The organism is Treponema sp., from assembly GCF_051883275.1.
Lineage (GTDB): Bacteria > Spirochaetota > Spirochaetia > Treponematales > Treponemataceae > Treponema_D.
The window spans coordinates 173,172-199,756 of the sequence record NZ_JBJETK010000046.1; the positions used below are offsets into that span (position 1 = coordinate 173,172).

The following is a 26,585-nucleotide window of genomic DNA, read 5'->3' on the forward strand; positions in this document are numbered from 1 at the left end:
GGCAGCAATGACACAATCTTTTATTTTTTATAAACTGAAGCCCTTGCGGAAACTTCTGCTTTAAGTTTCTAAAAACAGCTTAAAAAACCGGACACAGGGAAATGTCAAACATCATCTTCGAAATCAACAACGAAAAGCTTTTCAGACAGGCGGAAATTTTCATAGCTCCGCACGAAAAAAAATGCTGCCAGCTGATGCAGTCGCTGTCCCGGAAAAGCGCGGATCTGTATATAATCCGGAACAAAAAAACTGAAGGCGTATTCAGCCTGGGACAGGGCGGAACTCTCACCGGGTTCTTCCCGAGGCTCTCAAAAAAATCAGAAGAAGAACTGGGAAAATTTCTTGGCGGAAAAAAAATTCTCTGTGTTTCAGCTGACAGACAGACCGCGGAAAAAGCCAGAAAAATAATCCTAAAGAAAAAAAATATCTCCCCTGAAAAAAGCAGGGAAATGTTTTTTATGGAATACCGCGCAGAAAAAAATCCGCCAGTCCGCCTCAAAGCAGAGGAATGTTCCGCGCAGGACGCAGAAGAACTTTTTCCGCTGCAAGTTTCATACATAAAGGAAGAAGTTCTGCCGGAATGGAAAAAAATAAATCTTCCGCTTGAAAGAATGAATTTCGAGCGCATACTGAAAACGCAGAGAGTTTTCGCAGTAAAAATCGGAGGCACATTCTGCGCAAAGGCACAGACAAATTCCGCATCTGGCTCTACAGTTCAAATCGGAGGTGTGTTCACAAAACCTGAATTCCGCTCAAAGGGAATCGCCAGCAGCCTTGTAAAAAAAATGGCGCAGGAATTTCAGCAGGAAGGAAAAACCGCAGTCCTGTTTGTGGACAAAAAAAATGCACCGGCCATCCGCGCATACAGAAAAGCCGGCTTTAAAATATTCGGAAAATACAAAATTCTTTACTACAGGCCGGAGATTAGATTTTCTTCAACATGATTGCATCAATGCTGGAAATGCATGCGCCCCGGAGCCCGCTTTTTTCCAGGGAATCCACTCCGCATATTGTTGTGCCGCCGGGAGAGCAGACGGCATCTTTTAATGCGCCCGGGTGGCTTCCGGTTTCAAGCTGAAGCTTTGCCGCGCCCAGCATTGTCTTGGAAACAAGCCTGTACGCAGTCTGGCGGGGAATTCCGTATTTTACAGCGGCATCCGCATAGGCTTCTATTATCAAGTCCATAAACGCAGGACCGCATCCGCTGATTGCGCCTCCGATTCCCATAAGCCTTGTCGGAAGCTCCTCTACAATTCCCACGGAAGAAAACAAGTCCTTTATTTTCTGAAGCTCCCCGGGAAGAAGGGAATTCACAGCCTCAAAAAGCATAACGCCTTCACCGACCATCGCAGGAGTATTCGGCATAACGCACTGAATGCGCACTCCATCTCTCAGAATATCCTGAAATTTCTGAAAGTTCCAGCCAGCCGCAACAGAAACCAAAACCTTTCCGCAAAGGGCTTCCTTTATTTCAGAAAGGACATCTTCTATCTGGTAAGGCTTGCATGCCATTATCAAAACATCGCATGACTGCACCAGCTCAAAAAGTCCGCCGCACGGAACAAAGCCGATTTCAGCTGAATTATTCCTAAGCTTTTCCTGATTCGGCGCAAAGGCAAAAACTGAATTTTTTTCAACCCGGCCGGAGCTGATAAATCCGGCTGCAAGAGCCTTCGCCATGTTTCCCATTCCAATAAAGCCAAGTTTCATTTTTCCCCCATTATCGCTTTGAACAAAGCATTTTCATCAGCGGTAAAAACCGTCGCCTTCAGCTCGCCGCAGCAAAGCTTTTCGAGCGCCTTTTCCTTTTTTCCGTTTGCAAGAATAAGCGGAATTCCCGAGGCCGTTGTTTTTTTCGCAGCTTCGATTTTTGTGGAAATTCCACCCGTGCCGAATGAGCTTTTTCCGTTTATGCTGATCCGGCTCTGAAGCTCTGTGATGTTGTCGACGATTTCAACAAACTGGGCATTTTCATTCGTCTTAGGATTATCCGTATAAATTCCGTCGATGTCGCTGAAAAGAATCAGAAGATCCGCACTCCAGAGAACGGCAGTAAGCGCGCTCAAATTGTCATTGTCGCCGATGCAGACTTCATCTGTGGCAACGGAGTCATTTTCGTTTATGACAGGAACCACCCCTTCATCCACAAGCGTAAACAGTGTGTTTCTGATGTTCAGCGACCTGTGGGAATCCATAAAATCTTCCTTTGTAAGAAGAAGCTGAGCGGCATGAAGTCCCTGCCTGCCAAAAGCCTCGCGCCACTTGTCCATAAGCTCAACCTGCCCGATTGCGCAAAGAGCCTGCCTGTAATGAATGTCGCCCTTGTGCGCCCATCCGCTGATTGTGGAAAGCCCTGCAACCTGCGCGCCGGAAGAAACAACCATCACCTGCTTTCCCCGGGAAATCAAAGCCGCACATTCCGCTGCAAACGAATCCATAAACTCAGCGTTTATTGTTCCGTCGGGCTTTGCAAGAGTGTTGCTCCCGATTTTTATTACGATTTTACGTGCCTTTTCTATAACATCCTGCGCCGTCATAAGCAATTCCTAAAAATAAAATACTCTATATGGAAGCCCGGAAAACTAAAGTCCGCCGAAGCTCCGCACCACGTAGAATTTATATCACAATGAAAACTTTTATAAAACAGGAAAAATCCAAAAACTCATTTTCAATGCTTTTTAAAATTTCCAAAGTGAATCTATATCAGCCCCGCAAACACAGGAGCAAGAATCACTGTCAGAATTCCTGCAATTCCTATTGAAAGCCCGCTCATAGCGCCTTCAACTTCGCCAATCTCCACAGCCTTTGAAGTTCCAAGCGCATGGGATGAAGTTCCGATCGCAACGCCCTTTGCAACAGGATCCGTTATCCGGAACACCCTGCATATCTGGACGGCAAAAAGATTTCCGAGGTTTCCCGTCAAAACAACCATCACAACAATCACCGGGACAATTCCATGCAGCTCCTCTGTTATGCCGAGCGCAATGGCTGTTGTTATAGACTTGCCAAGCAGCGAAACATATTCAGTATGCCCGATTCCAAAGGCAAGGCAGAGCAGAAAAATCAAAAGCAGATTCACAGCAACACCGCACAGAATTCCCGCCAGAACAGCAAGCCAGTTTTCCTTGAGTTTTTCCACCTGCTCATACAGAGGAATCGCAAGGCACACGGTAGCCGGCGTAAGAAGACAGCTTATAAAATTCGCGCCAGAAGCATAGATTTCGTAGGGAATTTTCAAAGCCATCAGGGCAGCAATACAAAGCACAATAGAAACAATCAGCGGACTGAAAAGAAAAAAATGAGTCTTTCTGTTCACGGCAATTCCAACAGCGTATGAAACCAAAGTGAGAAACACTCCAAAATACACAGAATTCACAAGAAACGCGCTCACTGTTTTTTCCTCCTACATTCAGCATTGCGGCGCAGCCTGATTATAAACTGAACAGCATGGCCGGTAACAACCATCACAGAAAATGTTGTAACAACAGCTATTATAACAAAACAGACTCCGTACCTGCGCATAACGGGAAAAGCATTCATAAAGCCAACGCTGGACGGAACAAACATAACGGGCATTACTGAAAGAAGAAATCTCCCTGCTTCCTTCACCTGGTGCAATTTTACAATTTTCAGCTCAAGACAGAAAAACAAAATCACAAGTCCATAAATGCTTGCGGGAACAGGCAGCGGAATTATCCTGTTAAGAATTTCCCCTGCAAAGGAAATCGAAATTATCAGCGCAAACTGAAGTACATATTTCATTTTTTCTCCCTAAGCACACTCGCAATAAAATTGGAATGTGCGGTTGATAAAAAAAATTTGCAACGCAAACTTTAAGCAAATAAAATCCGGGCGGTTTGTATTTTACACTCACTTAAAATTTCATTCAAAGCCTGCCGAAAACCCTTAAAAATTCCGGTTCAAAAAGCCCTAAGCAAGCTCTGCGATTTTCTCAATCAGAAGCCCCGGTGTCAACGAAAAAGAAACTGCAATTTTTTTTGAAGCAAAACTGTGCGCCAGAGAAGCTGAAATCGCGGCATCAAGACAGCCGTATCCCTGGGCAAGCAGCGAGCCTGCAAGTCCCGAAAGAACATCCCCTGAGCCGCCCTTTGCAAGCGAATTCTGCCCATGCGGATTCAAGTAAACCATCACACGGTTTTCTTTTTCCGACCACGCGCAAATCATCACAACCGCGCCCTTCAGCACAAGAACTGAATTTTTGTAGCGTGAACAGAACAAGCAGGAAAGCTCGCGTTTTTTTTCTATAATTTCAGAAACACTGTATTTTCCAAGCCCGCAGATTTCAAGAAGAGAAGAAAATTCCTTTGGATGCGGAGTAAGAATCATAAGTCCGCGGCTGTCCAACAAAGAAGAAATTTCCCGGCGGTAAAAAATGTCAGCGTCAAGGACACAAGGAATTTCTTTGTTCTTTGCAAGAAAATCAAAGTACATTTTCACACCGGGATTTTCCCTTCCGAACCCGGGACCAAGAACAAGCGCAGAAGTATTTTCAGGAATTTCCATGGAAGCCATAATATCCATAAAGCCTGAATCCCGCTCGCCGACAACGGTAACAAGCCCGGCTCCAAAAGAAAATGCGGAACGCGCGGCAATCTGGGCAGCTCCCTTTTTTTCCCCGGAAGCAACCGCAACATGACCGAAAATTCCCTTGTGAACATTCTGCTTCAGCCTGTGAGGAAGAGCCATGTCGGAGTTTTCAAGAAGAAAGGCATCGGCGGAATCAAGAGATTCAAAAAGCTGTCTTTGCACACCCAAACCGCAGACCTTTATTTTTCCGCAGAAATCTTTTGCCTTGTCACTGAACAAGCTGAATTTCAGCGCGCCCATAGCCACAGTTTCGTCCGCCTGAAAAACCGTATCTCCGTTTCCAAGAGAATCAAGTCCGCTCGGAACATCGCAGGAAATTTTAAACGCATCAATTCTGTTCGCGCGGGTAACAACAGACTCGGCTTCTGTGTCCAGCGGAAGATGAAAGCCGCTTCCATAAATGCAGTCTACAACAGCGCAGATATTTTTTTCCTGCTCACTCAAAAACGAATCCAGATTGCAAAACGGAAAAAAACAAACGCCGGGAAGGGCAGAGCGTTTTTTCTGAAGGGCGGCAATCTCCGAAGCAGGCTCTCCTGAAAAGCACACCGCAACAGAGCATCCTGAGCCTGCAAGCCGACGGGCAAGAGCATAGCCGTCAGCGCCGTTATTTCCGCGGCCCGCAAGAATAAGAACAACAGAACGCACGCCATCATCGATATGCGGAAAAACACAGTCCTCAAGTCCCCTGGCGGCATTTTCCATCATGAGATCTTCTGTAAGAAAAAATTTTCCGCGGCATTTGCTGTCAAGATTTCTGGTATCAAAAAAAATTTTCTGCATAAAAAAATTATATCACCCTAAAAAAATTAGGCTATGTTATGAAAAAGTATTGGTGCTAAATAAAATTATTTTACTATAAAAACAAGAATACTTAACCTTGATTTCTATCCAGTGCTGTCTTTTATAGGCTCATACTAACTATGTATGAATAATAATACAACCAATTATTTTATGCAACTTGGACAATTCTTTTGCGAGGTATTCAATGAGGCTAATAAGCGGCAAAAGAAACGAATTCCAGATACGCCCAAAAGTGCATTTTTCAAAAATGTTTATCACAAGGTAAAAAAGTATACACAAAAAAAGTCAAAAAATAAACAAATACCAAATTTAAACTTTTTAAAAGACTATTACGAAATTAAGTTTATCAATAGTTTTGACAAAGTTTATTGTTCGACTACACTGATACCCCATCCACACCATTTATATAGGTCACGGCATAAATGAGGCTAGACAAAAAATATCCGCTCAGCGATTTTTCTTTCAAGCGCAGAAGGATTTTTTCTGTCTTCATCTGAAACCGCAAAAGTTTCCAGAGGGCGCATCGGATGCGCAGAATAAAGAATTATCCTGTCAGAAAAAAGAACGGCTTCCCTTATTTCGTTCGCGGCAAAAATCACAGTGCGCCTGTTTTTGTTTTGGCAGTCCAGCATATAATCCATGCATTTCCGCTTTGCCGAAACATCAAGAAACTGAAATGACTCGTCAAGCAAAAGAATTCCGCCGGGAAAAGCAGCCGCACGCGCAAGTGAAACCCTCTGCCTTTCGCCCCCGGAAATTTTTTCTATGCAGGCATTTTCCTTTCCGCCAAGACCGAATTCCCCAAGAATTTCCAAGCTCATCAGACGCGAACGTTTTCTTCCAAAAATATTCAAGAGAGGAAGCTGAACATTCTGAAGAACATCAAGGCTGGAAAACACGGCCGGAGTCTGCATCGCATAAGACACAGACGGAAAACCGCGCGCAATAAAATCAAGGAGCGTTGTCTTTCCGCTTCCGCTCGGAGCAACAACCGAAGTCACTTCCTTCTGCGGAAAAAGCTGCGAGTAGTTTTCAAAAATTTTCTGGCCGCTATAATCAACGCAGAGATTTTTTATTTCAACTAGAAAATTTTTTTCTGAATCCTGCCTGATTCCTGAATCAAGAAAATCCGCTGTAAAATAAATGCCGGTGAATTTTTTTCCGAGCTTCTTTAAGGCAAGAAAAAAAATTTTCAAAAGCCTTTCGCTCACAAACCCCAGAGCCGCAATAAAAACCGTCACCGCAAAAACCCGCTGCATTTCAAGAACAACCTGCGCGCTCTGAAGATAGCTTCCAAGTGAAAAAGCCGGAACAGAAAGAACTTCCGCAGCCGCCACCGCCTTCCAGATCATTCCGCAGGAATTCACCATTGCATCCTCCAGAAATTTCCAGGCGCATGGAAGCCTTAAAAACATAAAACGCTGGGCAGCCGTAATTTTAAAAACACTGCATGCAAGCTCCGTCCTTTTTTCCCTAAACGAAAACCCTGTAAAAGCCGACGTAAAAATCACAGGAAAACTTAAAAGCACGGCCGCAAACACCGGCACAGAATCCGACCCGAGCCAGAACAGCACAACAAGTATAATAGAAACAAGCGGAACCGAGCGGATAACTGCAAGCGGAATTTCAACGAGCGTTCCAAAAGACGGAATCATGGCAGAAAAAAAACCAAGCAGAATTCCCAAAAAAGCTGAAATGCAAAATGCAGCCAGAACTCTCAAAAAAGAAAAAAGTCCGGCCGCTAAAAAATGAGGCTGCCGCAAAAGAGAAAAAAACTCACAGGCAACAGACTCAGGCGGCGGAAGAACAAGAGGAGAATCAACCGCCAAAGACAGTATTTTCCACAGGAAAACAAGAAATACAGCTGAAAAGACAAAAAGCCGCTTTTTACTCAAAATAAAATCCGCCGTCAGGAAGCTTTCCGCCCACAGAAGACGGATCAAATTCCATGAACACTAAAAGAAGGCTCTCAACACCGCGCCGCGCAGATTCCCCGGTTTCAAAGACAAACGCACATTCAGGAATTGCTTTTTCAACAACCTGCCTGTTAAGCCCCAGCTGAAATTTTTCCACAAGAACACCAGCTTCCCCGGGATTGCTCAAAGTCCACTCCTGCGCCTCTTTGTACCGCTCAAGAAATTTCCGCACTTTTTCAGGCTGTGACTTTGCAAATCCTGAATTAACCGCGATAACCGTCATAGGAAAACTTTCAAGCCCGGAAAGCGTTTTAAATTCCGCCTGAAAATCAACTGCCCTAAAAACCGCGCTGTCCTTTTCACATGCAAGGGTCGAAAACGGCTCCGGCAGCACAGCATACTGAATTTTTCCAAGAATAAGAGCAGGCGCAATTTCCGCGGCCGGAAGCGAATATGAAAGCCGCACATTATCCGATGCGCCGTCAAACGAAATTCCGTTCTGCTTTAAAATATAGCGCATCATAAAATCAGGAGTCGCACCCTGACCGGCAACAAAAATTTCCCTGCCTTTCAAGTCCGCAAGATTTTTTACAGAGCTGTCTTTTGTCACAAGGCTCACCATTCCGTTTCCGCAGACACCGGCCATCACAACCGCGCCGCCGCCTGCATTGTAAGCTTTTGCCGCAACATTCGGAGGAAGAAAAGCAATGTCCACTTCGCCCTTTATAAGCCCCGGAAGAAGAAAATTCGCGCCGGAAAACAATTTATAGTCCGCGGAAAAATGCTCCATTAGATAGGCTGAAGGAATTCCGCTCGGCCCCTTCAAGACACCGATTTTCTGTGAAAAGCCTGAAGCAATCACCGCAAATGCAAAAGAAATCAAAAACGTTATTTTTTTCATGAAAACATTTTAATATTTTTTGAAATTTTGTAAAGTTCAAAAAATGTCCTTTTGCACACCTGAATTTTCCTCTTGAAACAAACCCGAATCTCGGATAATATACAGCGTAATGCAGAATTTTCTGCGCAAGGGGTATTAGCTCATCTGGTAGAGCGATTGGTTCGCAATCAATAGGTGGTCGGTTCGAGTCCGATATACTCCATATTCAAAAAAGACAGCAACTCTTTTCAGGAATCATGCCGTTTTTACCCTAGGAGAGAAAATGCTAAAAAAAATCGTAAAATTCTTTAAAGCCCTTAATTCAAATTCCAAGCCATCTGAAATTGCTCATGCATTATGCCTCGGATTTATGCTTGGTTTCATTCCTAAAAACAACGCTCTGTGGTTTCTTATCTTTGTTTTTTTCAGCTTTGTCAGAATAAACAAGGCGTTCTACTTTATAACGATGCTTGTTGTCTCATGCTTTGCAGGGCTGCTTGATCCTGTGTTCCACACAATCGGACTGAAAGTTCTGTGCTATGAGCCGCTCGGAAAAATTTTTTCGCATCTCATAGACATTCCGTTTGTCGGCTTCACAAAGTTCAACAATACCATCGTCATGGGAGCCTTTGTTTTTTCTCTTCTGATTTACATTCCATGTTTCATAGCAGGAATTTTCCTGATAAAACTCTGGAGAGCGCACGCTTCGTCATTATTCGCACGCACTCCGATTTCAAAGCTGATTGCAAAGCTTCCTTTCGCTGAAAAAATCGTAGAATTCATAAGGGATAAAAGTGTATGAAAAAAGAAAAAAAGGAAAAAGTTGTTTCAGCAAAAAAACTTCCCGGAATCTTCAAGAAAAAATATCCAGCCCGCAAACTAGAAAAAAAAGTCTACAAGCACATTTTTATTCCGTCTGACCTTGAGCTTGTAAAATCGCTTTTTGAGCCGGAGCCGCAGAAGGAAGGATTTTTCTTTGTTCCGCGCGAAAAAGAAATTCCGGCAAAGCAGCTGAAAAAACTGAAGGCAATCGCAAAAGAAATCAGGAAGCAGAAGCCGGCGTTCAAGCTTGTGCCCTTTGCCGCGACAGCCGGAATACTGACATTTTCGGTTCTCCTTGTTATCTCCACAAAAAATATAATCGCAAAAAAAATTATCACCGGAACGATGCAGGGAATTTTCGGAGCAAAAACAGACATAGATTCACTCAACGTGGAATTCTTGGGAGCAAGCATAACAATAAAAAATCTCCAGCAGGCAAACAAAAATTCCCCTATGAAAAATCTGTTTCAGGCTGAAAAAATCGAAATAAATTTCAACCTCACAGAAGCCCTGCGCGGAAAATTCGATGCCGAAAATATCGAGCTTTCAGGACTTTCCCTGAACACAGAGCGGAAAATCTCAGGAGAGCTTCCGAAACAGAAAAAACAGCAGAAGAAAGACCAGGCTGCTTCCGCGGATTTCTCAAAGAAAAAAGAAGAGGCAATCGCCGCCGCAAAAAATTCAATTCAGCAAATATTCGCCGACTACAATCCGCAGAATATAATCGAAGGCTTTGAGCAGAACCTGAAATCTCCGGCAGCCGCGCAGCAGACAAAAGAAGAAGTCGAAAACCTTGTCGCAAAATGGAAGGAAAAGCCAGAGGAGCTTGAAACCCAGATAAAAGAATTCGACAAAAGCCTGAAATCTGTTCTTGACACCGACTGGGGAAATATTGACAACATCGAAAAACTTCGCCAGGCACTCGAAACCGTCAACACTTCAATAGAAAAAAGCAAGACACTCACGAACAGCATAAAAACAACTTCCGCCGAAGTAAAATCCGACTCAAAAAAAATAGAGGCTGTTTCCCAGCAGATAAAAAGCGCAGTGGAATCAGACCAGGAGCTTGTAAAAAAGCAGCTTGATAAAATCACTTCATTTAAAATTCCCGACGGAGAAAAAATTCTCGGAAATATGATTGACAGCTTTTTTTATTCAGCGGCCGGGGAATATTATCCGTATATAAAGCAGGCTTCCGATTTTGCAATGCAGGCAAAGGCAAATTCGTCAAAAACTTCAAAAGCGGAAAAAAAGTCAAAGCAGAAAAAAACAGGCGTTTTCCGCCAAAGACAGAAGGGAACCGACATTTACTGGAAAAAAGACAGAGTTCCTTCATTTTTAATTGAAAGAATATATTTCAGCGGAATCGGAATTTCTGCGGAAGGGCAGGACATCACAAACGACATGGACAAGCGCGAATGTCCTGCGGTGCTCACGGGAAGCTACGAAAATAAAAAGCAGCTCCACAAGGCAAATCTCACTGTTGATTCCCGGACAGAAACAGAAAATCCACTGGTCAGCGCAGAGTATTCGGGGAACAATTTTTCAGCGGCATTTTCCGCGCCGTATCTCAAGCTGAAATCGAATGCAGACGTAGCCGCACAGGGAACAATCAGCGACGATGGAAAAGTATGCATCAGCGCAAAATTCAATCTCCAGAGCATCTCGCTTTCATCAGAAGACTTTGAGCCGGAATTCGCTTCCAGGCTCTATAAAACTGCGCTTTCAAATATAAAAGACATTTCAATGGGAGCAACTGCGGTTTTCAACGGCGAAGAAAAATTCAGCATTGACATTGATTCAGACATAGACAAAAAATTCATAAAGGCGCTCAAAAAAACAGCGGATGCAGAAATCACCGGAATTGTCACAGAAGCAAAAAAAGAAATCATGAAAATCCTTCAGGAAAAAACCGGCGGTGTAACTGAAAAAATAAATGAATTTTCAAGCATAAAAAACAGAATAGATACCCAAAGCGCGGATATGGACAGGCTGAATTCCCTCCTCGAAAAAAAGAAGGCAGAACTCCAAAAGCAGATTGAACAGAAAACAAAGTCCGCCGCGGAAAAAGCTCTAAAGGATGCAGGCGTTTCTATTCCAAAAAATGAAAAGCTGGAAGAAGCCATTGAAAAGGGAACAAACTCACTGAAAGGGCTTTTCAACGGAAAACACTAAGAAACTTTCTGCAAACTGAAATTTTCGCCACAAAAAAAGCACTGAACAATCCTAAGTGGATTATTCAGTGCTTATAATCTTTTGAACTCAGAGCTTGCTGTTAAATTTCAACTTCGCCCTTGAAGCACATTTTTGTGTTTCCTGTAAGAAGAACTGTTTCGCCGGTGTATTTTACGATAAGATTTCCGCCGCGGACTTTGACCGTTATGTCCTGGTTCACAGAAGAAAATCCGTTTATAACAGCAGCTACAGCAGCCGCACAGGCTCCCGTTCCACAGGCAGGTGTTTCGCCGTTTCCGCGCTCCCATGTGCGCATCTTCAGCTCATTCGGCCCTACCACACGCACAAATTCCGTGTTTGTTTTTTCAGGGAAAAGCGGATGGTTTTCAAAAAGCGGCCCAATCTCTTCAACCGGCTCCTTGTCCACAAATTTGCTGAATACAACACAGTGCGGATTTCCGACATTCACACAGGTAACCTTATACTCGCGGTTTTCAATAATCAACGGCGCACCCACAACGGCCTTTTCCGGCATCATGGCGAAACCGGAGTCCAAAACAGCACCCGGAAGATCAACAGCAACAAGGTTTGTCGGAATTTCGCTGCTTGCAAAGAGCGGTCTTCCCATGTCAACGGTAACAGATGTAACTTTTCCATTCTGCTTGTACAAGAGCAGGCTTTTTACACCGCTTCCGGTTTCTATCGTGATTTTTTCCGTGGCATCGGTTTTCTTTCCGTGTTTTTCCTGAATGCCGTTTATGTTGTTGTCATAAAGGAATTTTCCGACACAGCGGATTGCATTTCCTGCCATCTTTCCTTCAGTTCCGTCCATATTGAAAAAGCGCATCTTGGCATCTGCCACCTTGCTTTCTTCAATAAGAACCAGAGAATCCGCGCCGATTCCGCCATCTCTTCTGTCGCAAAGCCGGACTGCAAGCCCCGCGGGATTTTTCACCTGCTGCTCCATTGCGTTTATCACAATAAAGTCATTTCCCGTAGAATCCATCTTGTAAAAAGAAATTTTCTGCTTTTCTTCCTTGAGCTGGTTTATATCAACAAGCTCCACGTTTTCCGCCGTATACTTGGACTTCAGGCAGTTTGCAATGGCATTCGCTGTATCAATCGCCGTAAGGCATGGAATGTCGCGCTCAACCGCGTGTCTGCGCATGCGGACTGAATCTGCGCGCGGATCGCGTCCCTTGGCGGAAGTCGAAATAACATAGTCAACTTTTCCTGAATCAAGCAAGGACAAGAGATTGTCATTCGGGTTTTCGTGAATTTTATTCACAACCTCCACTTCCATGCCAAAATCGCTTATTGTCTTTGCGTTTCCTTCTGTCGCATAAAGCTTGAATCCCATGTCATAGAATTTCTTGGCCAGATCAGGAAGCTCATAGCGGTCTGTTTTTCTTACGCTGAAAAGGACACCGCCGCTTCTTTTCATATTGTAGCCTGCGCCGATCAGTCCCTTGAAAATCGCCTCTTCCATTGTGGAAGCAATGCCAAGAACTTCGCCGGTGGATTTCATTTCAGGGCCAAGATGAGTATCCACATCCATCAGCTTTTCAAAACTGAACACAGGAACCTTGACGGCAAAATAAGGCGGCAGACGGTAAAGACCCGTTCCAAATCCCATGTCCTTTACTTTTCCACCGAGCATAGCGCGCACCGCAAGATCAACCATAGGAACATTTGTCACCTTGGAAATATATGGAACTGTGCGGCTTGAGCGCGGATTAACTTCGATGATATACAATTCATTGTTGTAAATGAGGTACTGTATGTTTACAAGCCCCTTTGTGCCCAGAGCCAAGGCAAGCTCCCGTGACTGGCTGATAATTTTTTCACGCAGAATATCATTTAGATTCCAGCTCGGATAAACAGCAATCGAATCTCCTGAATGAATTCCAGTGCGCTCAATATGCTCCATGATACCCGGAATAAGAATATCTTTTCCGTCGCAAATCGCATCAACTTCAAGCTCTGTGCCCATCATATACTGATCAATCAGAACCGGATTTTCAATTCCCTGTGCAAGGATAATTTTCATGTATTCCCTTACATCATCATCGTTGAACGCGATAATCATATTCTGGCCGCCAAGGACATAGGAAGGGCGCAGAAGAACCGGATAGCCGAGCTTCTTTGTAGCTTCAAGTGCTTCCTGCTCTGTAAAAACAGTGAGTCCTTTAGGTCGATTTATATGAAGCTTTTCGCACAATTCCTCAAAACGCTCCCTGTCCTCCGCCAAATCAATGGAGTCGGCGCTGGTTCCCAATATGCGGATTCCCTGGGAATCAAGGAATTTGGTGAGCTTGATTGCAGTCTGGCCGCCAAATGCGACAACAACGCCAACAGGCTTTTCAGTGTTTATTACTCCCATCACATCCTCAGGAGTCAGCGGCTCAAAATACAGGCGGTCGCTTGTGTCAAAATCCGTAGAAACTGTTTCCGGATTGTTATTTATAGTAACCACATCATAGCCCAGCCTTTTCAAAGCCCATACACACTGAACCGAAGCATAGTCGAATTCAATTCCCTGGCCGATGCGGATAGGACCTGAGCCAAGAACTATAATTGTTCCCTTTGAGGATTTTTTGCCTTTTTCCTTGCGCTCTTCAAGGAACAGGCGGGCTTCATTCTGGGAATCATAAGCCGCATAAAAATACGGAGTTTCCGCATTGAATTCGCCTGCACAGGTATCAACCATTTTATAGGAAGCGCAAATATGAGCCAGCTTTCCCTGCTTTACAAGCTTTGCAGCCTCCTTCGCCTCGGAAAGCACCCCGGAAGCTCCTACAATCTTCTGACCGGTAAGCTCCTGGATAACCTTATCCGGATACCCGGCATTCTTAGCGGCTCTATAAAAATCAGGGGTAAGCTCTTTTTCGCCGGACTTGATTTTTGCAAAATCCCGCTCGATAATGGCAAGGTTTTCCAGCTTTGCAAGGAACCACAGATCAATGTTTGTTATCTTGTTTATCTGGATAATTGAAAGAATGTTCCGCTTTATCGCCTGGAAAATGGCAAAAATCCGCTGATCGGTACATTCTCCAACGCGCTTTTCAATTTCCTCATCGCTCATCTCCACAAAAACCGAATGATTCAAACTCTGCGCGCCCACTTCAGCACCGCGGACAGCCTTCATTATAGCCTGCTCAAAAGTCTGGCCTATAGCCATAACTTCGCCGGTGGCCTTCATCTGCGTGCCCAGATCACGCTTGGCATAAACAAACTTGTCAAACGGGAATTTCGGCATTTTAACGACAACATAATCCAAAACCGGCTCAAAGCAGGCGGCTGTTTTCTTTGTGACAGCATTCGGAATTTCATCAAGCGTATATCCGATTGCTATCAGTGTCGCAACTTTTGCAATAGGGTAGCCGGTCGCCTTTGAGGCAAGCGCAGACGAGCGGGAAACACGCGGATTCACTTCAATAACCGCATATTCAAATGTATTCGGATTAAGCGCAAACTGGCAGTTGCATCCGCCTTCCATTCCGAGGCTCGAAATAATATTCAGGGCGGCGGAACGGAGCATCTGGTACTCCTTGTCGCTCAGTGTCACAGCAGGGGCAATTACAATAGAATCCCCTGTGTGAACTCCGACCGGATCAAAGTTTTCCATTGAGCAGACAGTAAGCACATTTCCCGCGCCGTCCCTCATAACTTCAAATTCAATCTCCTTCCAGCCGGAAATACATTTTTCAACAAGAATCTGATGAATAGGGGAGCGGTGAAGACCATTGTGCGCAATCTCATCCATTTCAGCGTCATTATGGACAATTCCGCCGCCTGTTCCGCCCAGAGTAAATGCCGGACGGATAATCGCAGGATATCCTATTTCATTCTTTACAAAATCCAGGGCATCCTCATAAGTCGTGACAACTTTTGAAGGAATACACGGCTCGCCTATAGACAGCATTGTGTCCTTGAACATCTGGCGGTCTTCAGCCCTGTCGATAGTTTCCGGCTTTGCGCCCAGCAATCTGACACCATGCTTTTCAAGAAATCCCGATTTCGCAAGCTCCATGCTTAAAGTAAGCCCTGTCTGTCCGCCGAGCGTCGAAAGCAGGGAATCAGGCTTTTCCTTTTCGATTATGCGCTGGATTGTTTCCGGAATAAGCGGCTCTATATAAATCTGGTCAGCCATTGTATGATCTGTCATGAGTGTAGCAGGATTTGAATTCACAAGGACAACCTCAAGCCCCTGTTCCTTTAAAGCCTTGCACGCCTGGCTTCCTGCATAATCAAATTCAGCAGCCTGTCCTATAATAATAGGGCCAGATCCAATAACCATGACCTTGTGAATGTCTTTGTTAAGCGGCATAATTTTTGCTCCCTAATAAATCAGTTTAAAAAAAAACTGAATTCACCAAAAGTAAATTCAGTTTGCTAAGTCGAATTCAAAAACAGCATGAATTAACAGAACGTTTTTTTTACAAAATGTCGCAACACTATATTTCATACTGAAAAACAAGTATACCATAGAAGAAAAATATATTCTAGTACAGGCAAAATATTGCCTCCTCTATGGAAATCTGTTTTAAATCGCGCCATTGCAGCGACCTAAAATCCCCGGAAACGCTAAAGGCTCTTTTTCGATGATTTTTTAGAAGTTCCCTTTATGGTTTTTGCAAAATACTTGATTGAGTCAATCCGCTTGAATTCCGCCTCAAATCCTTTAAAGTAAGCATGGTTATTTATGAGGCGGACAAAATCGTCAAAGAGAAAGCCTGTATCAAGAGGACCGGAGCAAGCTTCAGGATGAAACTGAACACTGAACGCAGGAATCTTTGTATAAACAATTCCCTCGCAGGTTCCGTCATTGGTATTTACAAAGCTCAGCACTGCGCCGCTCGGCAGAGTGTCATTCTTTACAGCATATCCATGATTCTGGCTTGAAATATAAACACGCCCTGAAGCAAGGTACTTTACAGGCTGGTTTGCTCCGCGGTGTCCATATTTAAGCTTGGAAGTGTCCGCGCCCATAGCCAGCGCAAGCAGCTGATGACCAAGGCAAATTCCAAAAATCGGAACACCTGATTTTGCAAGTTTTTTTATCTCCGCAATAATTCCCTTGTTTTCCTTAGGATCTCCCGGGCCGTTGGAAAGCATTATTCCGTCCGGCTTGAGCGCAAGAATTTCATCAGCAGTAGCAGCGCCTGAAACCGTAACAACCTCAAATCCTCTCTTTAAAAGCTCGCGCCTGATATTTGCCTTTGCTCCAAAATCCCACAGCACAACCTTTTTTCCCTTTCCGTCTTTCATAGCGGCAACAGGATCATTTTCCTTTGTGCCGTCAGAGCGGACAGGAACAAAACGGTACTCCGCAGACTCCTTGAACACAACATCAGCCGGCTCTTCTATCTTGGCTGCGCTGCACGTTACGCTTTCAACAGCATTTTTTATCTTATAAGATTTTATTTTCTTTAAAAGCTTTTCCTTTTCAGACTCTGACTTCAAGGACTTTAGAACACTTTTAGCTTCTTCGCTGTCGCCGGAAACAATCATTCCGTTCATAACGCCTGTTTCCCTCAGGATTTTAGTAAGCGCCCTGGTGTCAATTCCAGACAGCCCTATGATTTTCCTTGCAGCCAAAAAACTGTCCAAATCATACTCGCATCTGAAGTTAGAAGGAATTTCGCAGACAGAACGCACAATATAGCCCTTTACATGAATATCTGCGCTTTCAAAATCCTTTGAAATAACTCCATAGTTTCCAATCAATGGAAATGTCTGGGTTACAATCTGACCATAATAGCTTGGGTCTGTAAGGGTTTCCAGGTAGCCGTTCATGCCAGTGGTAAAAACTGTTTCACCGATAACACAGCCTTCAGCGCCAAAAGACTTGCCTTCAAAAACCTGTCCATTAGCAAGAATCAAAAATGCTTTAGTAGAATCTGTCATACTAAAATATTAATATACAATTTTTTTCAATTTATGTACAGACTACAGTTTTTCAGTATACAGCCAAAGAATATATCCATTGCCAGTTTCAAAGAACAAAATAGCGCTATTATTATCCTTTACAAACTGTATTTGGGATGAAGTCAAACCGTCTTCTCCGCCAAGCTCCTTTTCCAAATCGCTTTCCGCCACAATTTGTTTTTCATAGGTGCCGTCTTCCGTGTAAAGCAGACATTCCTGCCTTGCGCTCGACGGACTGCTTTTATAAAGTATGTGATTTTTGTAATTAGTTTCCGTAACAAGCCCATACTCACACTGATATTCCTGTTCATCATCGTCATCATCATTTTTGCAAGAAAAAAATGAAAATGAAAGTAACATAGCCGCTAACAATGCTGAAATTTTTGCAAATTTTCTCATAATTCACTCCTGAAAAAAATATTGCCTTTCATTTTACCCCCCCCCGAAATTTGTCAAGCCATTTTACCGGCAAAGTCTAGAATTCATAGTGCGGACAGCGGTTGATTCAAAGCCTAAAACGCTCTACACTCTGAATGTATGCCTATTTCACCTGAATTAAAAGAAAAGCTTGTTTTTCTTGCGGACAAATACGAAACACCTTCCTTTCTTCAAAAAGACCCTTCAAAATTCATGCACAGGTACAGTTCTGTCAGAGATCAGGAAGCCGCCGCATTTCTTTCAGCGAATATAGCCTTTGGACAAAGGGCACAGATTCTGTCACACATCGAGCTTATTCTATCACAGACAGAAAACAGCCCCGCGGACTGGATTCAAGGCGAAGGATACAAAAAATTCTTCACTGAAGGGGACAAATCGTTTTACAGAATGTATACCCATAATGATTTTCTGTCTTTTTTTGGCACCGTAAAGACAATGCTGGACACATCTGGCACCATTGGCGAATACATCTGCAACCATTACAGCGGCGGTTTTCTTCATGAAACAATCTGCTCCCTTTTTCCGGCCGAGTGCGCCATAATTCCTTCTTCAAAAAACAGCGCGGCAAAAAAAATGAACATGTTTCTGAGGTGGATGGTCAGGGACAATTCTCCTGTTGACCTTGGATTATGGAGTTCCTGGTACAAAAAGGAAAATCTTCTGATTCCCCTGGACACACATGTAATGCAGGAGGCCACGAAAATGAACCTTCTAGCCCCATCTGCATCCGGAAAACCAAAATCTGCAACCATAAAAACTGCTCTCGCCCTTACACAGGCAATGAAGGAAGTTTTTCCATCTGACCCTGCAAAAGCAGACTTTGCGCTTTTCGGACTTGGCGTAGACATTTGACTTTAAGTTGATCCTCGGATAATATATATTCATGTTAGAAATCACAAGCAAGCAGCGGAAAGCTCTTGAAAAAGCCGCCCACAGCTTAGACCCTGTAGTTATAATCGGACAGAATGGCGTTACAGAGCCGCTGGTAAAAATGGTTGCTTCCTGCCTGGAAGCGCACGAGCTCATAAAAGTAAAATTCAATGAGTACAAGGAAGACCGCGCTGACTACGCAAGGGACATTGCAGAGCGCACAGATTCCACGCTGGTTCGGGTAATCGGAAACATCGCAATATTCTTCAGGCAGAACGATAATCCTGAAAAGCGGAAAATAAAACTGAAAAAGGCATAAAAATGGCAGAAGAAATTCCTTTGAAAACCCTTATCAAAAAAGCGATGGAAATGCTCGAATTCAGCTATGCTCCATATTCAAATTTCCATGTGGGAGCAGCTCTTCTGGCGGATGACGGCAAAATATACACAGGCTGCAATATTGAAAATTCAGCCTATGGACCGAGCAACTGCGCAGAAAGAACCGCTGTTTTCAAAGCCGTAAGCGAAGGGTGCAGAAAGTTCCGGGCGATTGCAATCGTCGGCGGAAAAAACGGCAAGCCTGAATCGTTTTGCAGCCCGTGTGGAGTATGCAGACAGGTTTTAGCTGAATTCTGCGACAAGGAATTCAAAGTTGTAATGGCAAAATCCCCCGATGAATACCGCGTAATGACATTGGGGCAGCTTCTGCCGGAAAGTTTCAGCCTTTAAAAGACCCTGTCTAAGGGTACAGATTAGAGCGGGGTGGCTTTGTGAACAATCTTGAAATAAAACTAGACAAAACAAGCAAGGTAAAGCTTTATCACCAGCTTTATCTGTTTTTCACAGAATCAATCGAAAAAAAACTTCTGCCGGAAGAAACAAAACTTCCTTCAATAAGAACACTTTCTGAAAAATACGGCATAAGCAGAAACACCGTTACAAAGGCATACAGCGAGCTGGAGGCCGCCGGATATATTTATTCGCTCTCAAAAAGCGGATTTTTTGTGAAAGGCGCAGAACCCACAGCGGAAACCGTCCAGAAAAAACAGAATTCCGCTAGCGAAATTCCCACAGTTGAGTCCGTTCTAAAGGGATGTGAAAAGGAGCAAAAAGAGGAATCCGCAGGTTTCGTAACAGAAAATATTGATGCTGATGAAAATTCCATAAAGACAGCCGGAACATTTGTTCTTCCTTATCCTTTTTCAGCCGAACAGCAGGAGCAGATTCAAAAAAAGGAGCTAAAGTCCATTCCCGGCAAAGAAGAAAATGCAATTCTCATGAACACTGGAGACCTTGTAAAGTCTTCGCCTGAAAAAAGAAAAATAGTCTCGCCGATAGATGATTATGTTGACTCCATGCAGACCGCCATCAGGGAAAACCGCAAGCTTCTAGAAGGGGGCCAGATTCCCGATTCCATGGGAGAATCCACCCTCAGAATCGCCGCTGCCGCTTTTTTCTATAAATTTCATAAAATGGAAGTTAATCCGTCGCAGATAGTTGTTTCATGCAGCAAGGCAGACATTCTGTTCAAGCTGCTGCAGCTGGATGAATTCAGAAAGCCCAGAAACAATCCGCATGGTCTTCTTCAGCTCGCGGAAAAATCAATCAGCCCGAAAGATACAAGGCCACGAATTGCCGTTCCACGCGATTTTCATTCGTCCATGAAGGATGTTTTTTTGGCAACAAATATAGCGACAACAGAAATTCCGTTTGACTCCAGCGAATCCCTGTCGGCTCTTCTTGAGCAAAGCCAGGCAACCTCTGTTTTCCTTTATTCAAAGAACATAACTTCCGCAAAAAAGAAACAGGAAATTCTTGAATGGGCGGAAAAAGAAGATTTCAGATACATAATTGAATACGACACCTCAACTGAAATTTCCAATGCAGATTTTATCTATACACATGACTGTAGCGGAAAATGCATATTCATAGAAAATTTCTCAAACCTGATTTCCAAGTCAATAAACGCAACAGTTTCTGTTCTTCCCAAAAAAATTCTCGAAAAATACCGGAAACAGTATCAAAATTTCGGCTGCCCACTTTCAATACTGAACCAGATAACGCTCACTGATTTTCTGATAAAAGACAAGCTCATAAACTATCTATCGCAGATTGAGCAAATCTAGGGGGGGGGAGGATTCTTCAGCGCTTTACTGGCAGAAAATTTCCTCTTTGTGCAATTCTCCGATTTTTTCAAGGCAGACTTTCAGCGGAGCATCGCAGTTTTTTCTGAATTCATTCAGGTCTACAATAAATCTGTTCATGGAAAAATGCTGATAAACAAACACTTTGCTCCAGGATTTTTTTCCTTCGTAAAGCCGCTTTAATTCATCACGGTAAATGCAGAAAATTCCGTTTTTTTTCAGTTCTGAATATCCCACAAGCCACAATTCAGGCTCAAAACCATCTGAACAGGAAAAAAGTCCGTCATGAAGCTCAAATGCAAGCCGGGCCATCTGTTTTTGGCTTTCTGAAATAAGCTCTTTTATTTCCGGGCTGCCATTTTTAAAAACTGACTTGAGCTGAACTGTCTTTGCGGTGTGAACAGGCGTTTTGTTCAAAATCACAGCGTTTTTTCTGAAATCCGCGCCCAGCTCCGCATTGCGCCTGAAAAAGCCCTCCGCGATTCTTCCGCTTTGCCCCACAAGATATCTCTGGTTTCTATGAAGCTGCTCTTCTTTTCCGGGGTTGTCGCCGATAACTATAAAGCGTATGTCATCGGATTTTTCAACTTCGTCATAGGACTTGTTATATACAACCGGTGTTTCCAAACTGTACCCGGGAACAGACTGCGCCGCCGAAAGCTGCAATGGGTACAGTTCAGATGAAAGCTGGCTCCATTGGCTGCAAAGCTTTTTGAATACATCTCTAAACTCTGAAAAAATCTTCCACTGCGAATCATTCATTTTACACCACCGTTTTCCGCATAAGAATTCCATCGGATTTTTTTCCCTCGGCTGAAAAAAAATTCTTTATCCGGCTATATTCTGAAAATCCGAATTTTCTGTATATTTTAACCGCAGAAATCCACTCTTCATTGACAATAAGAACCATTTCTTTTATCTGCGGAAATTTTTCCAAGATGCTCGAAACACTGTCCTGAAAAAGCTTGTTTCCAAAGCCTCTGCCGCGGTATTTTTCCCAGACAGCAACAGAGCTTATATAGAGTATTTCGCCGTTTTTCCTGTGAAATCCAGAGGCAGAATGATTAAGAGAAAAGGAATCGGAATTTTCAAGAACAGCTGAATCCCATAATTCAGAGCAGAAATATCCAGCGGCGGAATTTTCTTCCTCCAAAATGAAAAATCCATCGGGAAAAATCTGAATTCGCTCTGCAAAAACAGATTCCGACTCCTGAATTCCGTTTTTAAAGGAATTTTTTTCAATTTCCATGATATTTTTTAAATCTGAAATGCAAACTTTCCTTACAATCGCCATATTCTCTAATTTTACTCTACATAAATTTACTGAATTTTCCACACCTGTGGAAAACCTGTGTAAATTTATGTGCATTTAAAGGGAATTTTCCACAAATTTATGTGCATAACTTGCTATCTATTGTGGAAAACTTTGTTGAAAAATTGTATATAAATCTATTTTTCAAGATTACATAAAAAAAAGCACGCTGCAAAACAACGTGCTTTCCGTTCAAAAACATCCTTATTTTATTTTCACCAGCTCAATATCAAACGCAATATAAGCGCCGCCCGGTATAACTCCCGGATAGCCTGCATCGCCATAAGCCAGATCAGAAGGTATCACAACTGTTCTTTTTTCACCAAGCTTCATATCCTGAACCATGATATCAAAGCCAGGTATCATTTCTCCTGCGCCGGTTTTAAACTCAAGCGGACCTCTGCCTTTCGACTGGTCAAAAACGCTTCCGTTCACCAAATAGCCTTTATATTCCGTCGCAACGAATTTTCCTGCGCCGCATTTATTGCCGGAACCAGCCTTTGTTTCCTTGTAAAAAATTCCATTGCTGTCTTTGTTGAAACCAGGAAATTTTTTTTCAACCTCAGCTATTTTTGCAGCATTGGCCTTTTCCTTTTCTTCCCGGGCTTTTTTCTGAACTTCCGCAACAAGCCTGTCAAAATCCACCTGTGAAGCAGTGAATTTTTCAGCCTCTTCTCCACGGCGTATGATTTTTACGCTTTTTATCACATCATTCTGGGCAACTGCATTTACAGCAGCCTGGCTTGCCTCGTCAACAACATGACCGAAAATAGTATGATGTCCGTTGAGCCATGGAGTTTCAACATGGGTTATAAAAAACTGGCTTCCATTTGTTCCCGGACCAGCGTTCGCCATCGCAAGAACTCCCGGGCCTGTGAATTTCAAACTGTCCACAATTTCATCCGCAAATTTATATCCCGGACCTCCGCTGCCATTTCCCTTTGGATCTCCGCCCTGAATCATAAAATCAGCTATAACACGGTGAAATTTCAAACCGTCATAAAAAGGCTTTCCCTTTGAAGCATTCAATGTTCCTTCTGCAAGTCCAACAAAGTTTGTCACTGTCAAAGGAGTCTGCTTGTAATACAGCTCAAGCACAATATCGCCTTTATCTGTAGCTATTACAGCAAAAAGCCCGTTTTTTCCTTCCAAAGATTTCATAGATTCAGATCCTCCGTTAAAAATAAGCGCACATGCAAAAATAAGCGCTGCTATAAACTTTTTCATTTTTCCTCCCGTTTTTTATTCAGCAATCTGACCGGAAAACCAGGTGAAAATCGCATCCAGCCTATTCAAAAGCGACTTCTTCATTCTTTTTTCCACAACTCCAAGAGAGAAAAAGCTGGCCTTTACATTCATATACACAACAATGTAGTCATCGCAGATTGTCATTACAAGATTTATGTGAATATTTCCCGGCTTAACAGCTTTTAAAAACTTGTAGTACACAGGAGTTGTATTTACAAGCTTCATTGAAATTTCATTTTCAGTCTGAAAATATGAAACCTCATAATTTGACTTTCCAAGCGAATTGTCATTTAAAAGACAATACTGCACAAGGCCATCCGCGCTTCCGTCGGTTTTGTCGTCAACTCTTGTTCTGTCCTGGGGACCGGCAATGCAGTACGCATCATGATAGAGCGTAGTCCATTTTTTTTCACCGTTGGAATAATACTGCATTCCCTGCATTTTGCTTACTGAACGCAGAATTTCAGAAGCCTTGTCCAAGCCGATGTTCCCTTTTGGAATCAGGTATACATTTTCTCCAATAAGAGAAGGTATTTCCTCATCAGCGCTTGAATTCAGTTCTTCCGCTATTTTCCCGGCAAGCATGGTTTCTGGAAGGAGCTGAAATTCCGCCTTTTCAGGTTTGAATATATTAACCTGAATTTTCCCCTGGCTTTTTAAAATCTCAAAATTCTCAGAGCCGAGAATTTCCTCCGCAGAATAGGCAGACAGAAACGATATAGGCAGAAAAAGACCTAAAAAAAATACTGAAAGTCTATAAAAACAGCTTTTCAAAATTTTCTCCAAATCAGCGCACACCCTTGTAAATGACACGCACCTGCTTATATAAACCTTCGCCTTCAGATTTAGTTTCAACATCAGCGATGTCATTCAACGTTGTATGAATAAGGCGTCTTTCAAACGGATTCATAGGCTCAAGAAGAACAGAAGTTTTCTTCTGGCGCACTTTATCTGCTGTAACATAGGCAAGGCGCACAAGGCTCTCCTCGCGGCGGATTCTGTAGTTTTCAGTGTCAAGAATAATGCGGATATCTTCCCTTCCAAGGTGACCCGCATAAACATTTACAATAAGCTGCATCGCATCGAGATTTTTTCCCTTTCTTCCGATAAGAATTGAAGAGGACTCGCTTGAAAGCTTTATTCCTATCTTTTTTTCCTCGCGGAACATAATCTCAACTGCGGCCTCGTATCCCATTTTTTCAATAAGGGATTTTACAAAGGCTATTATTTTTTCCTCGATTTCATCCTGCGGAAGCGGATTGGAAAAAAGGGCAGGGTCATTGGCTCTTTTTGTTGCGTTGGGAACTTTTCCGTCAAATTCGGGCGAAACCTGGTTCTTTGAATCAACTGTGTGAACCCTTATTTTTACATATCCATTCTTAAACAGAGTCTTTTTCTGGGACTCAAGAATTTCAACATCAAACTGATCTTTTTCAAGACCAAGCTCAGCCGCGGCTTTTTCAATAGCCTCTTTTTCTGTCTTTCCTTCATACTCGTAAGTCATATATTACCTCTAAAAATTTGATTCGCTTGGAAGATTTTATAGCCTCCGCCCTGCGCACAGAAAAGGCTATAAAACCCAGTTGCCGTGCTTTGCAAAAAACACACTAAAACAGCATTTAAGAAAACTCTATCTTGTTCTCTTTTTTCCGCCCTTGAATTTCAAGACGTTTTTATCAACGGCATTTTCCTTTTCAATCTCGGAAAGCTTTTTCTTCATAACCTTGTTTATGACAAGCTGCTGACCGATCTGAATAATGTTGCTGACAGCCCAATAAAGCAAAAGTCCGCTCGGAACATTATAAAACAGGAAGAAGAACATCAGCGGCATTCCGTACATCATGAATTTCATCTGCGACTGGCTTGCCCCGGAGCCGGCATTTGCATACTGTGTAATCTTTCCGTTCAAAAGCTGGGACGCTGTATAAATAAACGGAAGCAGCCTTAAATTGTTCATTGTAAACGCAGATATAAAAGGAATATTTGTTTTCCAGCTCCAAACGCTGTCGCCTGTGGAAAGATCGTCAATCCATCCCTTTATAAAGCTCGCTCCTCTGAATTCAAAGTAATTATTGAACACATTATACAGGGCAAACAGTATAAACATCTGCACAATCATCGGAAGGCATCCTGACATCGGATTGTATCCGGCTTCCTTGTAGAGCTTCTGCATTTCAACGCTCATCTTCTGCTGGTCATTCTTATATTTTTCCTGGATAATTTTCATCTTAGGCTGAATCTTCTGCATTTTCAGAGAGCCTATAGCTGCATTCTTGTTCAGCGGGAACAATACAATCTTTAAAAGTATTGTAAGTATTATTATTGAAATTCCCCAGTTGTGAGAAACAAGATTTATTTTTTCAAGGCACCATTTAAGAATTATTTCAATAAACGAAAGAAATCCTGTTGTCTGAAGAGCTTCGTTGAATTTTGCATTTGAAATTCCCCAGGCGTTCTTTGTCTGGTCATTGTACTTTATAAGCTCCCGTTCATGGCGCGGTCCCACATACACATAATAGGTATCGTTAGAAGACTCCTCGCTGACAGGCTTTCTTGACATAAAAATCTGGCAGTTGCTCTCATGCTCAGAGCCGGCAGATACTTTTACACGGCCTGTCATATCAGAAGGCGAAACAGGCTTCACAAGCATTGTAAAATATTTTCCGCCTGCGCCTGCCCAATCAACAGAAGACAAGTCATACACTTTGTCTGACACATTTTTTCTGATTCTTTTTCCTGAATTCAAAGCAAGAAACTGCCTTACATCGTAGCGGTTTTTCTTGTCGTAATTCGGGCCTATCTGAGGAGCCGTTCTCAATGTGTAAGCCGCGCCTCCTATGCCGAATTCTCCGCCGTCTTTCGCTATAACAGAAACATCAAGTTTAAAAACATAATCATCAGGACTGAATGTATACCGCTTTCCAAGTGTGAATTTGCTTACACTTCCATCAGAATTCTTTACTTCATAATCACGGTAAAAAAGAATCGTGTAATCATCCTTTCTTGAAGTATTGAAAATTTCATTCAGCGCAGGATTTTCTGTGCCGCCAAAAGAAAGGCTGAAAGCTCTGTTTAAAGGCGAAATTTTATCCGCCATCTGAACTCCAGCTCCTGTATCTTTATCCTTATGATCAAGAAGCTGATAGCTTACAATGTCTCCGCCCTGATTTGTAAAAGTAACCTTAACTTTTTCCGTGGAAATCTCATAGAATTCAACTTCATTGGCATTTTCTGAATTTTCTTCCGCCGCAGCCGAAATCATTTCATTTTCCGCCTTTGATTTTTCTTCCTGCGCCTTCCTATCCACTTCCAGCTCAACAGCCTGTTTCATGGCCTTTTCCTGCTGTTTCGGAATAATATACTTTGTCTGAATAAACAGAGATACCACCAGAACAACCGTAGAAAGTGCTATTGCCAAAATAGTGTTTTTTTCCATA

At 43.0% G+C, this 26,585-nt stretch carries 23 protein-coding genes and 1 tRNA gene; 8 read left to right on the plus strand and 16 right to left on the minus strand.

Annotated features, from left to right (window positions below):
* Positions 1 to 101 precede the first annotated feature (101 nt).
* Positions 102 to 944 (plus strand): GNAT family N-acetyltransferase, encoded by an 843-nt coding sequence (locus ACI4L0_RS07550; RefSeq protein ID WP_439799554.1) that lies wholly within the window; start codon positions 102 to 104, stop codon positions 942 to 944.
* Here the strand turns inward: ACI4L0_RS07550 and proC are convergent.
* From proC to ACI4L0_RS07585, 7 genes are all read right to left on the minus strand, one after another.
* Positions 925 to 1,710 carry a pyrroline-5-carboxylate reductase gene (gene proC, locus ACI4L0_RS07555; RefSeq protein ID WP_439799555.1) on the minus strand — a complete coding sequence of 262 codons (786 nt, stop codon included), beginning with the start codon at positions 1,708 to 1,710 and terminating at the stop codon, positions 925 to 927. The two genes, ACI4L0_RS07550 and proC, sit on opposite strands and share 20 nt — an antisense overlap.
* Positions 1,707 to 2,537: a glutamate 5-kinase gene (gene proB, locus ACI4L0_RS07560; RefSeq protein ID WP_439799556.1), complete on the minus strand. Its 831-nt coding sequence runs from the start codon at positions 2,535 to 2,537 to the stop codon at positions 1,707 to 1,709. The genes proC and proB overlap by 4 nt, the downstream gene beginning before the upstream one ends.
* A gap of 161 nt (positions 2,538 to 2,698) precedes the next feature.
* On the minus strand, positions 2,699 to 3,391 hold the full coding sequence (locus tag ACI4L0_RS07565; protein WP_439799557.1) for an LrgB family protein: 693 nt from the start codon (positions 3,389 to 3,391) through the stop codon (positions 2,699 to 2,701).
* Positions 3,388 to 3,762, minus strand: coding sequence for a CidA/LrgA family protein (locus tag ACI4L0_RS07570; RefSeq protein ID WP_439799558.1), 375 nt, complete (start codon positions 3,760 to 3,762; stop codon positions 3,388 to 3,390). Before ACI4L0_RS07570 ends, ACI4L0_RS07565 begins: the two co-directional genes overlap by 4 nt.
* 168 nt (positions 3,763 to 3,930) lie before the next feature.
* Positions 3,931 to 5,391 (minus strand): NAD(P)H-hydrate epimerase, encoded by a 1,461-nt coding sequence (locus ACI4L0_RS07575; RefSeq protein WP_439799559.1) that lies wholly within the window; start codon positions 5,389 to 5,391, stop codon positions 3,931 to 3,933.
* Between the two features lie 449 nt (positions 5,392 to 5,840).
* Entirely contained in the window at positions 5,841 to 7,307 is a 1,467-nt protein-coding gene (locus ACI4L0_RS07580; protein ID WP_439799560.1) for an ATP-binding cassette domain-containing protein, read from the minus strand.
* Positions 7,300 to 8,229, minus strand: coding sequence for an ABC transporter substrate-binding protein (locus tag ACI4L0_RS07585; RefSeq protein WP_439799561.1), 930 nt, complete (start codon positions 8,227 to 8,229; stop codon positions 7,300 to 7,302). Before ACI4L0_RS07585 ends, ACI4L0_RS07580 begins: the two co-directional genes overlap by 8 nt.
* Positions 8,230 to 8,358: 129 nt before the next feature.
* Between ACI4L0_RS07585 and ACI4L0_RS07590 the strand changes: the two genes are divergently transcribed.
* The 3 genes from ACI4L0_RS07590 to ACI4L0_RS07600 all read left to right on the plus strand — a co-directional run bounded on the left by ACI4L0_RS07590 (position 8,359) and on the right by ACI4L0_RS07600 (position 11,205).
* Positions 8,359 to 8,431: transfer RNA gene (locus tag ACI4L0_RS07590), tRNA-Ala, on the plus strand.
* Positions 8,432 to 8,491: 60 nt separating this feature from the next.
* Complete coding sequence (locus ACI4L0_RS07595) at positions 8,492 to 9,010, plus strand: TIGR03546 family protein (RefSeq protein ID WP_439799562.1); 519 nt, start codon at positions 8,492 to 8,494, stop codon at positions 9,008 to 9,010.
* A complete protein-coding gene (locus ACI4L0_RS07600; RefSeq protein WP_439799563.1) occupies positions 9,007 to 11,205 on the plus strand; it encodes a TIGR03545 family protein in 2,199 nt (732 codons plus the stop codon). Before ACI4L0_RS07595 ends, ACI4L0_RS07600 begins: the two co-directional genes overlap by 4 nt.
* Before the next feature lie 100 nt (positions 11,206 to 11,305).
* On the opposite strand, the gene carB is transcribed toward ACI4L0_RS07600, so the two are convergent.
* From carB to ACI4L0_RS07615, 3 genes are all read right to left on the minus strand, one after another.
* Positions 11,306 to 15,535 carry a carbamoyl-phosphate synthase large subunit gene (gene carB / locus ACI4L0_RS07605; RefSeq protein ID WP_439799564.1) on the minus strand — a complete coding sequence of 1,410 codons (4,230 nt, stop codon included), beginning with the start codon at positions 15,533 to 15,535 and terminating at the stop codon, positions 11,306 to 11,308.
* Between the two features lie 257 nt (positions 15,536 to 15,792).
* Positions 15,793 to 17,115: a carbamoyl phosphate synthase small subunit gene (locus ACI4L0_RS07610; protein WP_439799565.1), complete on the minus strand. Its 1,323-nt coding sequence runs from the start codon at positions 17,113 to 17,115 to the stop codon at positions 15,793 to 15,795.
* Positions 17,116 to 17,157: 42 nt separating this feature from the next.
* Entirely contained in the window at positions 17,158 to 17,535 is a 378-nt protein-coding gene (locus ACI4L0_RS07615) for a hypothetical protein (RefSeq protein ID WP_439799566.1), read from the minus strand.
* A gap of 138 nt (positions 17,536 to 17,673) precedes the next feature.
* Here ACI4L0_RS07615 and ACI4L0_RS07620 point away from each other — a divergent pair, with 138 nt between their 5' ends.
* The 4 genes from ACI4L0_RS07620 to ACI4L0_RS07635 are packed head-to-tail and all read left to right on the plus strand — an operon-like array spanning position 17,674 to position 20,570.
* Positions 17,674 to 18,426: a TIGR02757 family protein gene (locus ACI4L0_RS07620; RefSeq protein ID WP_439799567.1), complete on the plus strand. Its 753-nt coding sequence runs from the start codon at positions 17,674 to 17,676 to the stop codon at positions 18,424 to 18,426.
* Between the two features lie 31 nt (positions 18,427 to 18,457).
* Positions 18,458 to 18,763 carry a YhbY family RNA-binding protein gene (locus ACI4L0_RS07625; protein ID WP_439799568.1) on the plus strand — a complete coding sequence of 102 codons (306 nt, stop codon included), beginning with the start codon at positions 18,458 to 18,460 and terminating at the stop codon, positions 18,761 to 18,763.
* Positions 18,764 to 18,765: 2 nt separating this feature from the next.
* Complete coding sequence (locus ACI4L0_RS07630; protein WP_439799569.1) at positions 18,766 to 19,173, plus strand: cytidine deaminase; 408 nt, start codon at positions 18,766 to 18,768, stop codon at positions 19,171 to 19,173.
* 41 nt (positions 19,174 to 19,214) lie between these two features.
* Complete coding sequence (locus ACI4L0_RS07635) at positions 19,215 to 20,570, plus strand: GntR family transcriptional regulator (protein WP_439799570.1); 1,356 nt, start codon at positions 19,215 to 19,217, stop codon at positions 20,568 to 20,570.
* A gap of 24 nt (positions 20,571 to 20,594) precedes the next feature.
* Here ACI4L0_RS07635 and ACI4L0_RS07640 read toward each other — a convergent pair whose 3' ends face one another.
* From ACI4L0_RS07640 to yidC, 6 genes are all read right to left on the minus strand, one after another.
* Complete coding sequence (locus tag ACI4L0_RS07640; protein WP_439799571.1) at positions 20,595 to 21,350, minus strand: hypothetical protein; 756 nt, start codon at positions 21,348 to 21,350, stop codon at positions 20,595 to 20,597.
* Position 21,351: 1 nt separating this feature from the next.
* On the minus strand, positions 21,352 to 21,882 hold the full coding sequence (locus tag ACI4L0_RS07645) for a GNAT family N-acetyltransferase (RefSeq protein ID WP_439799572.1): 531 nt from the start codon (positions 21,880 to 21,882) through the stop codon (positions 21,352 to 21,354).
* Between the two features lie 222 nt (positions 21,883 to 22,104).
* Positions 22,105 to 23,127, minus strand: a complete 1,023-nt coding sequence (locus ACI4L0_RS07650) for a peptidylprolyl isomerase (protein ID WP_439799573.1) — start codon at positions 23,125 to 23,127, stop codon at positions 22,105 to 22,107.
* 15 nt (positions 23,128 to 23,142) lie between these two features.
* Positions 23,143 to 23,922, minus strand: a complete 780-nt coding sequence (locus tag ACI4L0_RS07655) for a DUF6675 family protein (RefSeq protein ID WP_439799574.1) — start codon at positions 23,920 to 23,922, stop codon at positions 23,143 to 23,145.
* 13 nt (positions 23,923 to 23,935) lie between these two features.
* Positions 23,936 to 24,652: an RNA-binding cell elongation regulator Jag/EloR gene (jag, locus tag ACI4L0_RS07660; protein ID WP_439799575.1), complete on the minus strand. Its 717-nt coding sequence runs from the start codon at positions 24,650 to 24,652 to the stop codon at positions 23,936 to 23,938.
* A gap of 126 nt (positions 24,653 to 24,778) precedes the next feature.
* Positions 24,779 to 26,584, minus strand: coding sequence for a membrane protein insertase YidC (gene yidC, locus ACI4L0_RS07665; protein WP_439799576.1), 1,806 nt, complete (start codon positions 26,582 to 26,584; stop codon positions 24,779 to 24,781).
* Position 26,585: the final 1 nt, after the last annotated feature.